Source organism: Geodermatophilus poikilotrophus, assembly GCF_900111455.1.
Lineage (GTDB): Bacteria > Actinomycetota > Actinomycetes > Mycobacteriales > Geodermatophilaceae > Geodermatophilus > Geodermatophilus poikilotrophus.
On record NZ_FOIE01000008.1, the window covers coordinates 63,185 to 79,900 of the forward strand.

The 16,716-nt window shown below is 74.8% G+C and carries 17 protein-coding genes; 11 read left to right on the forward strand and 6 right to left on the reverse strand.

Annotation, left to right across the window (positions count from 1 at the left end):
- Positions 1–21: 21 nt before the first annotated feature.
- The 3 genes from BMW27_RS17805 to BMW27_RS17815 are packed head-to-tail and all read right to left on the reverse strand — an operon-like array spanning position 22 to position 4,053.
- Positions 22–1,269: an amidohydrolase gene (locus BMW27_RS17805; protein WP_091446495.1), complete on the reverse strand. Its 1,248-nt coding sequence runs from the start codon at positions 1,267–1,269 to the stop codon at positions 22–24.
- Positions 1,270–1,316: 47 nt separating this feature from the next.
- Positions 1,317–2,522, reverse strand: coding sequence for a glutamate--cysteine ligase (locus BMW27_RS17810; RefSeq protein WP_091446496.1), 1,206 nt, complete (start codon positions 2,520–2,522; stop codon positions 1,317–1,319).
- A gap of 10 nt (positions 2,523–2,532) precedes the next feature.
- Entirely contained in the window at positions 2,533–4,053 is a 1,521-nt protein-coding gene (locus BMW27_RS17815; protein WP_091446498.1) for a peptidase M16 family protein, read from the reverse strand.
- A gap of 111 nt (positions 4,054–4,164) precedes the next feature.
- Between BMW27_RS17815 and BMW27_RS17820 the strand changes: the two genes are divergently transcribed.
- The 6 genes from BMW27_RS17820 to BMW27_RS24130 all read left to right on the forward strand — a co-directional run bounded on the left by BMW27_RS17820 (position 4,165) and on the right by BMW27_RS24130 (position 9,828).
- The gene (locus tag BMW27_RS17820; protein WP_091446499.1) at positions 4,165–4,974 is read left to right on the forward strand and encodes a purine-nucleoside phosphorylase; all 810 of its coding nucleotides are present in this window, start codon (positions 4,165–4,167) and stop codon (positions 4,972–4,974) included.
- A gap of 49 nt (positions 4,975–5,023) precedes the next feature.
- Entirely contained in the window at positions 5,024–5,848 is an 825-nt protein-coding gene (locus BMW27_RS17825; protein ID WP_091446501.1) for an NAD-dependent epimerase/dehydratase family protein, read from the forward strand.
- Positions 5,845–7,464: a phospho-sugar mutase gene (locus BMW27_RS17830; protein ID WP_091446503.1), complete on the forward strand. Its 1,620-nt coding sequence runs from the start codon at positions 5,845–5,847 to the stop codon at positions 7,462–7,464. The genes BMW27_RS17825 and BMW27_RS17830 overlap by 4 nt, the downstream gene beginning before the upstream one ends.
- Positions 7,464–8,156 carry a haloacid dehalogenase type II gene (locus BMW27_RS17835; protein ID WP_091446504.1) on the forward strand — a complete coding sequence of 231 codons (693 nt, stop codon included), beginning with the start codon at positions 7,464–7,466 and terminating at the stop codon, positions 8,154–8,156. The genes BMW27_RS17830 and BMW27_RS17835 overlap by 1 nt, the downstream gene beginning before the upstream one ends.
- A 197-nt stretch (positions 8,157–8,353) precedes the next feature.
- A complete protein-coding gene (locus tag BMW27_RS17840; protein ID WP_091446506.1) occupies positions 8,354–8,911 on the forward strand; it encodes a DUF6318 family protein in 558 nt (185 codons plus the stop codon).
- Positions 8,912–9,336: 425 nt separating this feature from the next.
- Positions 9,337–9,828 (forward strand): hypothetical protein, encoded by a 492-nt coding sequence (locus tag BMW27_RS24130; protein WP_245743691.1) that lies wholly within the window; start codon positions 9,337–9,339, stop codon positions 9,826–9,828.
- 173 nt (positions 9,829–10,001) lie between these two features.
- Here the strand turns inward: BMW27_RS24130 and BMW27_RS17850 are convergent, their stop codons facing one another.
- The 3 genes from BMW27_RS17850 to upp form a co-directional block, all read right to left on the reverse strand.
- A complete protein-coding gene (locus BMW27_RS17850; protein WP_175486557.1) occupies positions 10,002–10,403 on the reverse strand; it encodes a DUF805 domain-containing protein in 402 nt (133 codons plus the stop codon).
- Positions 10,404–10,488: 85 nt separating this feature from the next.
- On the reverse strand, positions 10,489–11,394 hold the full coding sequence (locus BMW27_RS17855) for a Gfo/Idh/MocA family protein (protein ID WP_091446510.1): 906 nt from the start codon (positions 11,392–11,394) through the stop codon (positions 10,489–10,491).
- 2 nt (positions 11,395–11,396) lie between these two features.
- On the reverse strand, positions 11,397–12,020 hold the full coding sequence (upp, locus tag BMW27_RS17860) for a uracil phosphoribosyltransferase (protein ID WP_091447066.1): 624 nt from the start codon (positions 12,018–12,020) through the stop codon (positions 11,397–11,399).
- Between the two features lie 169 nt (positions 12,021–12,189).
- Between upp and BMW27_RS17865 the strand changes: the two genes are divergently transcribed.
- From BMW27_RS17865 to BMW27_RS17885, 5 genes are read left to right on the forward strand one after another with little or no spacing between them, the layout of a single operon-like run.
- Positions 12,190–12,651: a GNAT family N-acetyltransferase gene (locus BMW27_RS17865; protein ID WP_217638200.1), complete on the forward strand. Its 462-nt coding sequence runs from the start codon at positions 12,190–12,192 to the stop codon at positions 12,649–12,651.
- Positions 12,648–13,403, forward strand: coding sequence for a methyltransferase domain-containing protein (locus tag BMW27_RS17870; RefSeq protein ID WP_217638201.1), 756 nt, complete (start codon positions 12,648–12,650; stop codon positions 13,401–13,403). The genes BMW27_RS17865 and BMW27_RS17870 overlap by 4 nt, the downstream gene beginning before the upstream one ends.
- On the forward strand, positions 13,400–14,395 hold the full coding sequence (gene deoC / locus BMW27_RS17875) for a deoxyribose-phosphate aldolase (RefSeq protein ID WP_091446513.1): 996 nt from the start codon (positions 13,400–13,402) through the stop codon (positions 14,393–14,395). The genes BMW27_RS17870 and deoC overlap by 4 nt, the downstream gene beginning before the upstream one ends.
- 2 nt (positions 14,396–14,397) lie before the next feature.
- A complete protein-coding gene (locus BMW27_RS17880; protein ID WP_175486558.1) occupies positions 14,398–15,840 on the forward strand; it encodes an aldehyde dehydrogenase family protein in 1,443 nt (480 codons plus the stop codon).
- Positions 15,837–16,703, forward strand: coding sequence for an aldehyde dehydrogenase family protein (locus BMW27_RS17885; protein WP_091446514.1), 867 nt, complete (start codon positions 15,837–15,839; stop codon positions 16,701–16,703). Before BMW27_RS17880 ends, BMW27_RS17885 begins: the two co-directional genes overlap by 4 nt.
- Positions 16,704–16,716 lie beyond the last annotated feature (13 nt).

The following is a 16,716-nucleotide window of genomic DNA, read 5'->3' on the forward strand; positions in this document are numbered from 1 at the left end:
TCGGCTGGTGCGCGTCAGTGTCTACCGTCGCGCAACCGGACCGGAACCGCTGGGTTGCGGCGTCGGGCCAGGCGGCGGAGCGCCGGCGTCGGCGGAGAGCGCGTGCAGCGCCGTGCGGGCCAGCAGTCGCACGCCGACCCCGATGGCCCGCTCGTCGACGTCGAACGTGCCCCGGTGCAGGTCCAGCGGGGCTCCCCCGCCGTGGGTGCCCAGCCGGGCCAGCGCGATGGGCACGACGTCGGCGAACCAGCCGAAGTCCTCCCCGCCCATGCTCTGCGGGGACAGCCGCAGCCCCTCGCTGCCGACCGTCTCCAGCGCGGCCGAGCGCAGCAGCGCGACCGCCCGCGGGTCGTTGACCACCGGCGGCACCCCCCGGACGTAGTCGACCTCGACGTCGGCGCCGGTGGTGGCGGCGACCCGCTCCACCAGGGAGCGCAGCAGCGTCTCGGCGTCCTGCCAGGCGTCGCGGTCGAGCACCCGGACCGTGCCGCTCAGGTGGCCGCGCTGCGGGATGGCGTTGGCCGCCACCCCGGCCTTGACCGCGCCCCACACCAGCGACATCCCGGCGCGCGGGTCGACCTGCCGGGACAGCAGCGCCGGCAGGTCGGTGATCAGCCGGCCGAGGGCGTCGACCAGGTCGACGGTCAGCTGCGGGCGCGCGGTGTGCCCGCCGGGGCCGGTGAGGGTGACGTCCATCCGGTCGCAGGCGGCGGTGATGGCGCCGGTGCGCAGTCCCACGCTGCCGGCCGGGAGGGAGGGGTCGCAGTGCAGGGCGAAGGCGCGGGACGCCCCGTCCAGCACGCCGGCGGCCACCACCCCGGTGGCCCCGCCCGGCACGGTCTCCTCGGCCGGCTGGAAGACGCAGCGCACGGTGCCGGGCAGGTCGTCGAGCGAGTTCAGGGCCAGCGCGGCGCCGAGCAGGACGGTGGTGTGCACGTCGTGCCCGCAGGCGTGGCAGGCGTTCTCGCGGGTGGAGGCGTAGGGGACGTCCTTGAGGTCGGCCAGCGGCAGCGCGTCGATGTCCGCGCGCAGCACCACGATCGGGTCCCCGGCGCCCACCTCGACGACCAGCCCGGTGCCGGAGGGCAGCCGCCGGGGCTCCAGGCCGGCGTTGCGCAGCCGCTGCTCGAGGAAGGACGTCGTCTCGAACTCGGCGTAGGACAGCTCGGGGTGGGCGTGCAGGTGCCGGCGCACGGCGACCAGCTGCGAGTGCCGCTCGGCGGCCCACTCGTCGACCGCCGTCCCCAGTTCCTCCGGGAACTGGGTCATGCGGCAGCGCCGCTCACGCTGCGGTGCCCGTCATGCTGCCGTGCCCCTCATGCCGCGTGGCCCCCGCTGCAGTCGGCCGGGCCGGGCACCGGCCCCGGCGGCCGGTCGGCCGGTCCGCTGCTGGGCAGGCCGTCGCGCAGCTCGGCCAGCAGGCTGTCGACGACGGCGGTCAGGTCGCCGTCGGAGGCCGCGGCGACCGCGCGCTGCCGCTGGTAGGAGGCGCCGACGGCCAGGATCCGGTGGACGTCGGCCAGCTCGTCCTCGCAGTCCAGCCGGCGAGCGGTGGGCTCGAGCTCCTCGACCAGGTCGGTGATCGCCTGGCGCACCGGCCGCACCGTGCCCTTGTCGTCGACGACGATGTCGGCGTCCAGCCCGTAGCGGGCCGCCCGCCACTTGTTCTCCTGCAGCACCCACGACGCCGGGACCGGCAGGGTGTAGCCGCGGTCGAGCTGGGTGTCGAACTGCTCGACCAGGCACTGGGAGAGGGCCGCGACGGCACCGATCTCGTCGAGGGTCGGCAGCCCGTCGCAGATGCGCAGCTCGACGGTGCCGAAGTCCGGGTGCGGGCGGATGTCCCACCACACCTCGCGGACGCTCTCGATCGCGCGCGTGGAGATCAGCGTCTCCATGTACTCCTCGAAGCGGTCCCAGCCCGAGAGCTGGTAGGGCAGCCCCGCGGTCGGCATCCCCTCGAAGACCTTCGAGCGGGCCGAGGCCAGGCCCGTGTCGCAGCCGACCCAGAACGGGGAGGACGCCGACAGCGCCAGGAAGTGCGGCACGTACTGGGTGAGCGCGTTGACGATCGGGATCGCCTTCTCCGGCGCGCGGACGCCGACGTGCACGTGGACGCCGAAGATCTGCAGCCGGCGGGCCAGCCACTGCATCTTCTCGACCAGCTGCAGGTAGCGCTCCTTGGGCGAGATCTGCTGCGTCTGCCAGTCGGTGATCGGGTGGGTGCCGGCGCACATCAGGCCCAGGCCGCGGCGCTCGGCGGCCGCCCGCACCTCGGCGACGGTGCCGGCCAGGTCGGCCTTGGCCTCCGCGACGGTGGTGCAGATGCCGGTGATGACCTCGACGGTCGACTGCAGCAGCTCGTGCTTGGCCTTGGGGTGCTCCTCGGCGCCCTCGGGCCGGATCTCCTCGAGGATCTCCACCGCCCCGGCGGTCAGCTGCCGCGTCCGCAGGTCGACGAGCTGCAGCTCCCACTCGACGCCGAGGCTGGCTCGCTCGGAGGACCGGAAGGGGATCTGCACGCTGGGCAGTCTAGGGACGAGCTGCCGTCCCGGCCGCCGGAGAAGCCGTCCCGACCAGGTCGTCCCCCGCGGTCCTCGGACGCGGCAGCCAGCGGGCGACCGGCACGCGCGCCTGCACCGCCGCGACGGCCCGCCGTCCGAAGCGCTCCTCGTCCACGACCGCGCTGCACATGTTGCGCCCGACGACGACGACGGCCCGCCCGTCCTGGGTGGGCAGCGCGGCCTCGACCAGCTCCCACGGGATGCTGTGGACGTCGCCGTCGCTGTCGCGGTGGGCCAGCTCCCGCTCCCCCACCACGAGGGCGACCCGGCTCTCCCGGGAGAACAGCCGGGTCAGGGCCGAGGGGCGGAACGTCTGCCCCGCCGGCAGCCGGTCCTGCACGGTGCACACGGACCGGCGCTCGACCGGCTCGCCGGGACCGGCGTAGTCGACCTCCTCGGGCACGTGCAGGATCGCCGTGGGTGCCGTGCCGCGCAGCGCCGCCGCGACCCGCTCGGGGGTCATCGCCCGCCACGCCTCCAGCACGTCCTGCACCGGGCGGAACGGCAGGCCGCCGACCGCGCAGTAGGCGGCGTCGGCCAGCTCGGACTCCACGACGGCGCGCTCGTCGGCGTCCAGCTCCTCCTCGAAGCCGGCCACCGCGTGCGCGAGCTCGGCCTCGGTCGGGCCGGACGCGCACAGCTCCGTGTACGCCTGCCAGAGCAGGCCGGCCACGGCGTCCTCCCGGCCCTCGCGGGCGTCGACGACGACGGCGACCTCGCGGCGGTCGGCCGTGACGTCCAGGGCCATCGAGTCGACGGAGTAGCTCAGGCCGCGGGCGAGGCGCGCGGTGTCCCGGAGCCGCTCCTTGAGCACCTCCACGCCCACCGTCAGCGCGGGGTCCCCCGCACCGCCCGCGGACAGCAGCAGGCCGACGCCGGCGCCGTGCCCCCTAGTCCACACCGGCCCGGTCTGCGGCCGCGCGGCCGGGACGAGCCGCTCGGGACGCGGGCCGTCCGGCAGCGGCAGCCGGAGCCCGGCCGGCAGCGGCCCGGCGCACCACAGCGCGGCGTTGCCGCGGACGAACCAGCGGCGGGCGTGCGCCCGCACGGTCTCCTCGGTGAGGTACTCCGGGCCGGGCCCGTCGGCCACGGCGAGGCCGGGGCCGACCAGCCCGAAGCGGGCGGCCCACAGCGCGCCGAGGGTGGAGTGGGCCGTCGAGCAGTTCTCCGCCTGCAGGACGCCGACCTCGAGCTCCATCCGCTCGGTGGGCAGGTCGGCCAGCGCGCGGCAGATGCCCTCCAGGAACGCGCCCACGGCCTCCGGCCGGCCGGTCGCGAAGAAGGTCGTGGTGTCCACGTCGGTGACGGCGTTGCAGCGCAGGTGCGACTTGGGCAGCGCGCCCATCGCCAGGTGCTCGACGAGGTGGGTCACCTCGATGGTCGCGAACGTCTCGTCCCGCAGCCCCACGCCGAAGACGAGGGCCGCGGTGGTCCGCGCCGGGCCGCCGGTGGCGAAGACGGGGACGCCGTCGATGTCGATGCGCTGCACCTCGACACAGTCGACCGCCCGCCCTCCGGCCTCCAGCGGACACGCCCGCAACGGGACACCTGGGACAGGTGTGCCCCGTCACCCACGCGCGCCCTGCGTTAGCGTCCGAGCGTGAGTGCACCCCCCGCCACCGACCCCGCCGCCCTGGCCGCCCGCGCGGCCGACGACCTGACCAGCGCGCTCGGCAGCGGCCACGAGGTCGCCGTCGTCATGGGGTCGGGCTGGGCCCCTGCCGCGGACGCCTTCGGCACCGTCGAGGGCAGCGTCGCCATCGGCGAGCTGCCCGGCTTCGCCGCCCCGACCGCGGTGGGCCACGGCGGGGAGGTCCGCTCGGTGCGGGTGGGCGACCGCGGGGTGCTGCTCTTCCTCGGCCGCACGCACCTCTACGAGGGCCACGGCGTGGAACCGGTCGTGCACGGCGTGCGGACGGCGGCCGCGGCGGGTGTGCGCACCGTCGTCCTCACCAACGCCGCCGGCGGGCTGGCGCCCGACCACCGCGTGGGCCAGGCGGTCCTGATCAGCGACCACCTCAACCTCACCGCCCGCTCCCCGCTGGTCGGCGCCACGTTCGTCGACCTCACCGACCTGTACTCGGCGCGGCTGCGGTCGCTGGCCCGCGGGCTGGACCCGGCGCTGACCGAGGGCGTCTACGCGGCGCTGCCCGGGCCGCACTACGAGACGCCGGCCGAGATCCGGATGCTGCGCACGCTCGGCGCGGACCTGGTGGGCATGTCGACGGCGCTGGAGGCGATCGCCGCGCGCGCCGCCGGGCTGGAGGTGCTGGGTCTGTCGATGGTCACCAACGCCGCCGCCGGCATCACCGGGGAGAAGCTCGACCACGAGGAGGTCCTCGCGGCCGGCAAGGCGGCGGCCGGCCGGCTCGGCGAGTTCCTCGTCCGGTTCATCGGGCGGCTGCCGTGACGGCGGTGGCCGCGGTCGTCTCCACGGCGAGCGCCGGAGGGGGTCCCCGGTGAGCGGGACGGTCCTGCTCACCGGCGCGGCCGGGCGGATCGGCGCGGTGCTGCGCGGCGGCCTGCCCGAGCGCGGCTGGGCGCTGCGCTCACTGGACGTCGTCCCGATCGTCGATCCCCGCCCCGGCGAGGAGCACGTCGTCGCCGACACCACCGACCTGGCCGCGATGACCGGGGCCGTCTCCGGCGCCGCCGCCGTCGTCCACCTGGCGGGTGTCTCCGGCGAGTCGACCTGGGCGGCCGTCTCGCACGCCAACATCGACGGCACCCACTGCGTGCTGGAGGCGGCGCGGCGGGCCGGCGTCCCCCGGGTCGTGCTCGCGTCGAGCAACCACGCCACCGGGTTCACCCCGCGCCCGGCCTCCGGTCCCCTGCGCGAGGACGACGGCCTGCCGCGGCCGGACACCTTCTACGGGGTGTCCAAGGTGGCGGTGGAGGCGCTCGGGTCGCTGTACGCCGACCGGTACGGCCTGGACGTCGTCTGCCTGCGGATCGGCACCGCCGCCCCCGAGCCCACGACGACCCGTCACCTGTCGACGTGGCTCTCCCCCACCGACCAGGTGTCGCTGGTCGACGCCGCGCTGCGGGCGCCGTCCCCCGGGTTCGCCGTGGTGTGGGGTGTCTCGGCCAACACCCGCGGCTGGTGGGACCTGACCGCCGCCCGTGCGCTGGGCTACGAGCCGGCCGACGACGCGGAGGTCTTCGCCGAGGCGCTGGTCGAGGTGCACGGCGAGCCGGACCTCGCCGATCCGGTGCACGCCCGGGTGGGCGGCGAGTTCACGACGGCCGAGTTCGACGCCGAGCAGGTCGAGGAGCGTCCGTGACCCTGCTCGACACCGCCCGCGCCTGGGCCGACGCCGATCCGCACGACGGCGACCGCGCGGAGATCGAGGCGCTGATCGAGGCGGAGGACCGGACCGAGCTGGAGCGCCGTTTCGCCGGGCCGCTGACCTTCGGCACCGCCGGGTTGCGCGGGCCGCTGCGCGCCGGGCCGGCCGGGATGAACGCCGCCGTGGTGACCCGTGCGGCCGCCGGGCTGGGCCGTTGGCTGGCCGACTCCGGGCACGCGGGCGGCGGCGTGGTGGTCGGCTTCGACGCGCGCCGGCGCTCCGACGAGTTCGCCCGGGTCACCGCCGAGGTGCTCACCGGCGCCGGGTTCGCCGTCCAGGTGCTGCCGCGGCCGCTGCCGACGCCGGTGCTGTCCTTCGCCGTCCGGCACCTGGGCTGCGTGGCCGGGGTGATGGTGACCGCCAGCCACAACCCGCCCGACGACAACGGCTACAAGGTCTACCTCGGCGACGGCGCCCAGCTGGTGCCGCCGGCCGACCGGGAGATCGAGGCGGCGATCGCCGCGGTGGGGCCGGCGCGCGAGGTGCCGGGGTCCGACGACTGGCTGACCCTCGGGGACGACGTCGAGGCCGACTACGTGGCGGCGGTGGTCCGCGCGCTGGACCCCGGCCGGGTGCCGGACCGCGACCGCCTCGTCGTCGCCTACACGGCGATGCACGGGGTGGGCGCGGAGACGACCCGTTCGGTGTTCGCCGCCGCGGGCCTGGCGGCGCCGGTGAGCGTGCCCGAGCAGGACGAGCCCGACCCGGCGTTCCCGACTGTCGCCTTCCCCAACCCGGAGGAGCCGGGTGCGGTCGACCTGCTGACCGCGCTGGCGGAGCGGGTGGGCGCCGACGTGGCGATCGCCGAGGACCCCGACGCCGACCGCTGCTCGGTGGTCAGCGGCGGGCGCCAGCTCACCGGTGACGAGGTGGGCGGGCTGCTGGCCGACTGGCTGCTGCGCCGGGGGGTGCGCGGCACGTACGCCGCGTCGCTCGTCAGCGGCTCGCTGCTGCACGCGCTGGCCACCGCGCACGGCGTCCGGTTCGCCGAGACGCCGACCGGCTTCAAGTGGATCGTCCGGGCGGGCACGGACGACGAGCCGCTGGTCTTCGGCTACGAGGAGGCACTGGGCTACGCCGTGGCGCCTCAGGTGGTGAAGGACAAGGACGGGATCTCCGCCGCGCTCGCCGTCGCGCTGCTGGCCGCGGAGCTCAGGTCCTCCGGCCGAACGCTGACCGACCGGCTCGACGAGCTGGCGCTGGAGCACGGGCTGTTCGCCACCGGGCAGCTCTCGGTGCGGGTGGAGGACCTCTCCCGCATCGGGGCGATGATGGCGCGGCTGCGGTCCTCGCAGCCTGCGCAGCTGCTGGGGCGCCCGGTCGTCGCCTCCGACCTGCTCGACGAGACCCCCGCTGTGGACGCCGTCCGGCTGCTCGGCGACGGGGTGCGGGTGATCGTGCGACCCAGCGGCACCGAGCCGAAGCTCAAGGCCTACCTGGAGACCGTCGTCCCCGTGCACGAGGACGCCGGGATCATCGCCGCCCGCGGCCGGGGTGCCGACGAGCTCGACCGGCTGCGCGACGAGATGTCGGCGGCACTGGGGCTGTAGTGGACGTCCGCGCGCTGGTCTTCGACGTCTTCGGCACCGTCGTGGACTGGCGCGGCGGCGTCGCCCGCGAGATGCGCAGGCTGCTGGGCTCGGCGGTGGACGCGGAAGCCCTCGCCGACGACTGGCGCGGGCGCTACGTGCCGTCGATGGAACGGGTGCGCTCCGGGGAGCTGCCGTGGACGCCGCTGGACGCGCTGCACCGTTCCTCGCTCACCGCTGTGCTCGCGGACGCCGGACTGGCTTCCGTCCCCGCCGAGGTCCGCGACGAGCTGGTGCTCGCCTGGCACCGGCTGGACCCGTGGCCGGACGCGGTGCCCGGGCTGCGCCGGCTGGCGCGCACGTACGTGCTGGCGCCGCTGTCGAACGGCAACGTGGCCCTGCAGGTGGACCTGGCGCGGCGGTCCGGGCTGCCGTGGGACGCCGTGCTGGGCGCCGAGGTGGTGCGGCACTACAAGCCCGACCCGGAGGTCTACGACTCCGCGGCGGAGCTGCTCGGGGTGCCCCCGTCATCGGTGGTCATGGTCGCCGCACACCTCGACGACCTCGCCGCGGCGCGGGCGCGGGGGCTGCGGACGGCGTACGTGCACCGGCCGGACGAGTTCGGCGGCCGCGTCGTGCCGCCGTCCACCGATCCGGACGCGGACCTGTCGGTGGCCTCGTTCGAGGAGCTGGCCGAGGCGCTGGGCACCTGACGACCGCCGTCTCTGCGGGCGTTCCTCGTGGGTTGCCGGTGTTGCAGTGCCGGCAGAGCGCGAGCAAGCCCGGCAATGCGTTCGGGTGGTTGTCCACAGCGGCGCGTGCCCGTCACGGCGGCACTCCGTAGTCTCCCGGCGACCGGTGATCGACACGGGGGTGGACGACGGTGACACGGCGCTGGACGCTGCGGCTGGTGGCAGGCCTCGCGGCCGGCGCGGTCGTGCTGAGCGGGTGCTCGGAGCGGCAGGAGGCGAGCGACACCCTGCCCGGCGCTGACGCCTCGCCCAGCGCGTCGGAGCCGGACCTGCCGCCCTTGGGCCCGCCGGACCTACCGATGCCCGCCGAGGCGAGGACACCCACCCAGGATGGGGCGCGGGCGTTCTTCGAGTACTACATCGAGGTCTACAATCACGCCTTCGCGAGCATGGACTCTTTCTACTTTCGCGACCTTGGGTTCAACTGCGCGGACTGCAACTTGATTGCCGACCAATTGGACTCGGACATGGCTGCAGGCTTGCAGTACGAGGGTGGCAGTCTACGCATTGACAGCATGTCACCACCCTCAGTAGAGGGGAATGTAGCCCAGTTGGCACTCATATTCACCCAAGCGCCATTAACAGTCACCGATTCAACCACGGGGGAATCGCTGCGAGAGCTCAGCTCTGGCGAGGTGCGCAGCCCGTCGGGAGGTGCCGTTCTAGCCTGGCAGGCCACGCGCAGCACTTGGGTTGTTACTCAGTGGGACGCATGAGGGGAACCAAGCGCGCAGCGGTCATCGTGGCCCTGTTGGGGACTATGGCGCTTCCTGCAACCTCGGCATACGCCGACCATTGTGCGCGAGGGCGCGCTTGCGTTCATACGGAATTGGTCGACCAGGCCGCACAGGTCTCCGCCGGCCACGTCTCAACGCCTGACTCGAATGGCCTACGAGCCGCCAGCATCGGCGCACCGACTGGTCCGACTCTCTTCACGTGGCGCCTCCGTGATCCTTGCACGCGCACGGACGCCGCTGCGGGAGTCGCCTGCGACTCGCGGACCCGCGCCTGCCCGCAGGTCGAGGGGCGTGTCATCCAATTTCTCGTCGTGCAAAGGCAACGACTCGCACAAGTGGACGGAAGCGCAGTCGAGGATATTGCACCACCCGCGGGTGCGGTTCCTGGCTCCGTTTACGGGCCTGTGATCGTCGATGGCGGAACTTGCGTCGACATCACGGCGCTGAACCCGCCGCCGTCACCGGCTGAGGTCTACCGCTACTTCCAGACCCTGCCCCTGCCGGACCTGCCCACCCAGCAGCAGCCACCAGGCAACGCGCTGGCCGGCCTGCCCGTCGTCTTCTACACCGACGGCCCGACCACCCAGACCTTCACCGTGGACATCCGCGGTTTCACCGTCGACATCGTCGCCACCGCGAGCGCCTTCTCCTGGGACACCGGCGACGGTGCCGTCCTGAGGACCACCGACCCCGGCGCGCCGTACCCCGACCACACGATCAGCCACGACTACCGCAGCGGCACCTACACCGCCGCTCTGACCACCACCTGGAGCGGTACCTACAGCGTCGACGGCGGCGCCACCGCCGACGTCCCCGGCACCACGACCACCGACGGCCCGCCGGCCACCTTCACCGTGCTGCAGGCCAACCCCGTCCTCACCAACCCCTTCGACTGACCCGCTCGTGCGGTGTTGCACCCCCTTCTGCGCCGTTGCAGCAGCGCGAAGGGGTCAGGCACAGCGGGAGAGCAACCCGGCGGGACCCGGCACTGCCGGGGTTGCTCGTGTTCTGCCGGGGCTGCAGCAGCGGCAACGCGCGAGGAGCGCCGGCAGTGCGCCGGGCGCGGGGTTCACCAGGGCTGCGGCGTCGGCTGACCGGGCGGAGAGCCGTACCGGTTCGGCACCGGGTGCCCGGCCAGGAAGCCGTTCTGGACGAACAGCACGAGCCACCCGACGAGGGGCACCAGCGCCCAGAGCAGCCACCACGCCGAGTGGCCGCGGTCGTGCAGCCGGGTGACCGAGGAACTCACGGACGGGACGATCGTCAGCAGCGAGACGAGCGCGGTGAGCGGACCCCCGACGTAGGCCCAGGGGTCGCCGGAGTCGACCGTCGTCGAGAAGACGGGGTACCCCAGCGAGGCGTCCGCGACGTTGGCCAGCAGACCCAGCCCGGCGAGCGGCAGCGCGTAGTGCAGCCACCAGGTGGTCCGGTCGATCCGTCCGCGCCGCACGTACCACTCGCCGAGACCCACGTCCGCTCCTGTCCCGCCCCACCGTGAGGCACCACGAGCAGGGTGCCGTCCCGACCGCCGCAGGGGCGCACGCGGGACCGCGGCCTCACCCCGACGGGGGTCGGGCCGGAACCGGCTCCCGGCAGCCGGACTCCAGCGCGCGGGCCGCGGTCGCCAGCACCGCGACGACGTCCCGCGCGAAGCCGACGTCGCAGGGGTGCGTCCCGCCGGTCACCGCTGCCGCCTCGAGTTCGTCCACCGCGGCGGCGAGCGACTCGACCGGGCTCTCGGTGTCCGGCAGCAGCACGAGCCGGCCGGCGTCCCCGTGCACGAAGAACTCGACGCCCGTCGACATCGGCGCGACGGTGTGCGACAGGGTCAGCGTCGAGGCGACACCGGGCGTGGCGTGCTGCAGCACCAGGTGCACGGTGTCGCCGGCGCCGGCCCCGGCCTGCACGGAGACCACCGGGCCGAGCGTGGGCAGCAGCAGCGAGAGCGCGTGCGGGCCGATGTCCCACAGCGCGCCGTGCTCGCGGCGCCAGGCCGAGTCGAAGGGGCTGCCGGCCAGCGCGCTCAGCCACGAGCCGGCGCCCCCGGCCAGGCGGGTGCGGGCGGCCTGGCTGAGCCAGGTCGACGTCCCGGCCTGGAAGCGGAAGGTGAAGAACACGACCGAGGCGACGCCCGCGGAGCGCACCGCGGTGACCACCCGGTCGGCCTCGTCGAGCGAGAGCCCGATCGGCTTCTCCAGCAGCAGGTGCTTCCCGGCGGCCGCGGCCTGCTCGGCGAGCCCCACCTGCACCGAGGGCGGGACGGCGATCGCCACGGCGTCGACCTGGTCGAGCAGCGCGGCCAGGTCCGAGAAGCCGGGGACGTCGAACTCCGCGCCGACCTCCCCGGCCTTGACCGGGTCGCGGCCCCACACGCCGACGAGCTCGGCGGTCGGGTGCTCGGCCAGGGCGGCCGCGTGGACCGTCCGTGCCCAGTGGCCGGTGCCGAGCACCCCGAAGCGCACGGTCAGACCGCCCCGAACTGACGGTCGCCGGCGTCCCCGAGGCCCGGGACGATGTAGGCCTTGTCGTTGAGCCCCTCGTCGACCGAGGCGGTGAACACCCGCAGCGGCAGCCCGCTCTCCTCCAGCCGGCGGATCCCCTCGGGGGCGGCGAGCGCGCAGAGGACGGTGATCGAGGTGGCGCCGCGCCCGGTCAGCAGGCCGCAGCAGTGCACCAGCGACCCCCCGGTGGCCAGCATCGGGTCGAGCACGAAGACCTCGCGGTCCACCAGGGACGCCGGCAGCGAGGCCATGTACGCCTCCGGCTGGAACGTCTCCTCGTTGCGGGCCAGGCCGACGAAGCCCATCTGCGACTCCGGCAGCATCCCGTGCGCGGTGTCGGCCATCCCCAGCCCGGCCCGCAGCACCGGCACGATCAGCGGCGGCGCGGCCAGCCGGTAGCCGGTGGTCGCGGTGACCGGCGTGGTGATCTGCTCCTCGGCTACCGGCAGGTCGCGGGTGGCCTCGTAGACCAGCATCTGGGTCAGCTCGGCCAGCGCCGCGCGGAACGCCGCGTTGTCGGTCCGCTCGTCCCGCATGCGGGTCAGACGGGCACGGGCCAGCGGGTGGTCGACGACGGTCAGCTGCACGCGGGCCACCGTAGCGGCCGGGTGGACCCCACCTCCTGGCGCTGGCACGATCCCCGGCGTGACGACGACGCAGGAGTGGCGCCGCCGGTAGGTGGCTGCCCTCGTCGTCCGGCCCACCCGTCCCCGGTGGGCCGCGCACCCGGTCCGCCTCCGTCCGAGGAGACCGCCCGTGCCCTCGATCGAGCTCCGCCCCCTCCCGCCCGGCGCGGCCGGCGAGCTGCTCGCGCTGCAGCGCGCCGCCCACGTCCCCGAGGCCCAGCTGTACGACGACGTCCGGCTGCCGGCCCTGGTCTGGCCCCTCGACGAGCTGGCCGACGAGCTCACCCGCAGCAGCTGCCTGGGAGCACGTGCGGGCAGCCGGCTCGTCGGCGCGGTGCGCGCCCACGAGCGGGACGGCGTCCTGCACGTCGGCCGGCTCGTCGTCGCGCCGGACCTGCAGGGCCGGGGCATCGGCACGCGGCTGCTGCCGGCCGCGGAGCACGGGACGCGGCTCCCCCGGGCCACCCTGTTCACCGGCGCGCGCAGCACCGCCGACCTGCGGCTGTCCCGCCGGCACGGCTGCGTGGACGCCCACCGCGAGACCGTGCGCCCCGGCCTGCAGCTCGTTCACCTGGTCGAGGAGCTGCGGTGAGCGAGCTGCGCGGCGCGACCGACATCGGGGACTTCCTGGTCAGCGCCCGGTCGTTCGACGAGTACCGCGCGATGTTCGCCCTGACCGACGCCGACCTGCGCGGCCGGGCCCTCGACTGCCCCGGCGGAGGTGCGTCGTTCACCGCGGCGGCCCGGGTCCGCGGCGCGGACGCGTTCGCGGTGGACCCCGTCTACGCGAGCCCACCGCGCGAGCTCGTGGCCCGCCTCGACGCGGAGCTGGCCCGCGGCAGCGCCTGGGCCACCGCCAACGCCGAGCGCTACGTCTGGGGCTTCCACGGCGACCCCGCCGCCCACGCCCGGCTCCGGGCCGAGTCGGCGGCGGCCTTCGCACGGCACCTCGCCGAGCACCCGGGCCACCACGTGGCGGCGGCCCTGCCGGACCTGCCGTTCGGCGACGGCGCCTTCGACCTGGTGCTCTCCTCGCACCTGCTGTTCACCTACGCCGACCGGCTCGACGCCCGGTTCCACGCCGCCGCCCTGCGGGAGATGGCCCGGGTCGGCGCCGAGGTGCGCGTCTACCCCCTGGTCGACCAGGCCGGCCGGGCCCTGCCCGACCTGCTGGCCTCGGTGGTGGCCGAGCTCGGCGACGCCGGTGTGCGAGCGGAGGTCGAGGACGTCCCCTACGAGTTCCAGCGCGGCGCCCGCAGCATGCTCCGGCTGGGCCCGGTCCCCCCTCGCACGGGTGTGCGGGGCGCGGGCGCACCGGCGGCGGGAGGGAGAATGCCCGCATGACCCACGTGCTCGACCCCGACGCGCCGGCAGCGGCGAACCCGCCGCGGCGCGAGCCCCCGGCGCCGTACCGCGACGTGACCCGGTCCGACGCCGCCTTCCGGGCCTTCCTGCACGGCCTGCCGGGGGTGGACCAGGTCGGCGCGGAGTCGCGGGTCGCCGTCCTCGGCACCCGGTCGATCAAGACCACCGCCAAGGCGTGGGCGATCGACACCGCCATCTCGATGGTCGACCTCACCACGCTCGAGGGCGCCGACACCCCGGGCAGGGTCCGCAGCCTGGCCGCCAAGGCCCGCCGTCCCGACCCGGGTGACCCGACGACACCGCCGGTCGCGGCGGTCTGCGTCTACGGCGACCTGGCCGGCGTCGCGAAGGAGGCCCTGACCGGAACGGGCATCTCCGTCGCCGCCGTCGCCACCGCCTTCCCCAGCGGCCGCGCCAGCCGGGCGGTCAAGCTGGCCGACGTCCGCGACGCCGTGGCCAACGGCGCCGACGAGATCGATATGGTCATCGACCGCGGCGCCTTCCTCGCCGGCCGCCACCTCGACGTGTTCGACGAGATCGTCGCGGTCAAGGAGGCGTGCGGGGACGCGCACCTCAAGGTCATCCTGGAGACCGGCGAGCTGGTCACCCTGGACAACGTCCGCCGCGCCTCCTGGCTGGCGATGCTCGCCGGCGGCGACTTCATCAAGACCTCCACCGGCAAGGTCTCCCCCGCGGCCACCCTGCCGGTCTGCCTGGTCATGCTCGAGGCGGTCCGCGACTTCCGCGCCGCCACCGGCCGCCAGGTCGGCGTCAAGCCCGCGGGCGGCATCCGGACGACGAAGGACGCGATCAAGCACCTGGTCCTCGTCAACGAGGTCGCCGGGCCCGAGTGGCTCTCCCCCGACTGGTTCCGATTCGGCGCCTCCAGCCTGCTCAACGACCTGCTCCTGCAGCGGCAGAAGCTGCGCACCGGCCACTACTCCGGCCCCGACCACGTGAGCGTCGACTGACCATGACCAACCTGTTCGAGTACGCCCCCGCTCCCGAGTCACGCTCGATCGTCGACGTCGCGCCGTCCTACGGCCTGTTCGTCGACGGCGAGTTCGTCGACGGCTCCGGGACCCCCTTCAAGACGGTCAACCCGGCCACCGAGGAGGTCCTCTCCGAGGTCGCCTCGGCCACCGACGCCGACGTCGACCGCGCCGTCCGCGCCGCCCGCCGCGCGTTCACCCGCGTGTGGGGGCCGATGCGCCCCGCCGACCGCGGCAAGTACCTGTTCCGCATCGCCCGCCTGCTGCAGGAGCGGGCGCGGGAGTTCGCCGTCCTGGAGTCGCTGGACAACGGCAAGCCGATCCGGGAGTCCCGCGACGTCGACGTCCCCCTAGCCGCGGCGCACTTCTTCTACCACGCGGGGTGGGCCGACAAGCTGGACTGGGCGGGCCTGGGCCCCGGCCCCAGGCCGCTCGGCGTGGCCGGCCAGGTCATCCCGTGGAACTTCCCGCTGCTGATGCTGGCGTGGAAGGTCGCCCCGGCGCTGGCCACCGGCAACACCGTCGTCCTCAAGCCGGCCGAGACCACCCCGCTGACCGCGCTGCTGTTCGCCGAGGTCTGCCGCCAGGCCGACCTGCCGCCCGGCGTGGTCAACATCGTGACCGGCGCCGGCGACACCGGCCGGGCCGTCGTCGAGCACGAGGACGTCGACAAGGTCGCCTTCACCGGGTCGACCGAGGTGGGCCGATCGATCGCCCGGGCCGTCGCCGGCACCCGCAAGCGGCTCACCCTCGAGCTCGGCGGCAAGGCGGCCAACATCGTCTTCGACGACGCCCCGATCGACCAGGCCGTCGAGGGCATCGTGCAGGGCGTCTTCTCCAACCAGGGCCACGTCTGCTGCGCGGGCAGCCGGCTGCTGGTGCAGGAGTCGGTCCACGACGAGGTCATCGCCTCGCTGCAGCGGCGCATCGGCACGCTGCGCCTCGGCCACCCGCTCGACAAGAACACCGACATCGGCGCGATCAACTCCGCGGAGCAGCTGGCCCGCATCCGGGAGCTGTCCGAGGTCGGCGAGGCCGAGGGCGCCAACCGCTGGCAGCCGGCCTGCGAGCTGCCCGAGCGCGGCTTCTGGTTCCCGCCGACCGTCTTCACCGACGTCTCCCCCGCCCACCGCATCGCCCGTGACGAGGTGTTCGGGCCGGTGCTCTCGGTGCTCACCTTCCGCACGCCCGACGAGGCCGTGGCCAAGGCCAACAACACCACCTACGGGCTGTCGGCCGGCATCTGGACCGAGAAGGGCTCGCGGATCCTCGCGGTCGCCGACCGGCTGCGCGCCGGCGTGGTGTGGGCCAACACCTTCAACCAGTTCGACCCGACGTCGCCGTTCGGCGGCTACAAGCAGTCCGGCTACGGCCGCGAGGGCGGCCGCCACGGGCTCGCCGCGTACCTGGAGGGGGCCCAGTGAGCGACCGGCTCGCCGTCCGCAAGACGTACAAGCTCTACGTCAACGGCGCGTTCCCGCGCTCGGAATCCGGCCGCACCTACGAGGTCACCGACGCCAGGGGCGGCTTCCTCGCCAACGCCGCGCAGGCCTCCCGCAAGGACGCCCGGGACGCCGTCGTCGCCGCCCGCACCGCCTTCGGCAAGTGGTCGGGCGCCACCGCCTACAACCGCGGCCAGGTGCTCTACCGGGTCGCCGAGGTGATGGAGGGGCGGCACGCGCAGTTCTGCGAGGAGGTCGCCGCCGGCGAGGGTCTGTCGGCGTCCCGGGCGCGGGCCGCCGTCGACGCCGCCGTCGACCGCTGGGTCTGGTACGCCGGGTGGACCGACAAGCTCGGCGCCGTCCTCGGCGGGGCCAACCCGGTCGCCGGGCCGTACTTCGACTTCTCGCTGCCCGAGCCCACCGGCGTCGTCGCCGTCCTGGCGCCGCAGCGCTCGTCGCTGCTCGGCCTGGTCAGCGTGCTCGCCCCCGTGCTGGCCGGCGGCAACACCGCCGTCGTCGTCACGTCGCGGACCCGGCCGCTGCCCGCCGTCACCCTCGGCGAGGTGCTCGCCACCAGCGACGTCCCGGGTGGGGTGGTCAACCTGCTGACCGGGGACGCCGGCGAGATCGGGCCGTGGCTGGCCGAGCACGACGACGTCGACGCCATCGACCTCACCGGGGCCCCGGCCGACCGCGCCATGGAGCTCGAGCGCCTCGCCGCCGGCAGCATCAAGCGGGTCGTGCGGCCGCCCGCCGAGGAGCCGGACTGGTCGGCCGACCCGGGGCTGTCCCGGCTGACGCCCTTCCTGGAGACCAAGACCGTCTGGCATCCCATGGGCCTCTGAACGGCCCCGTCCA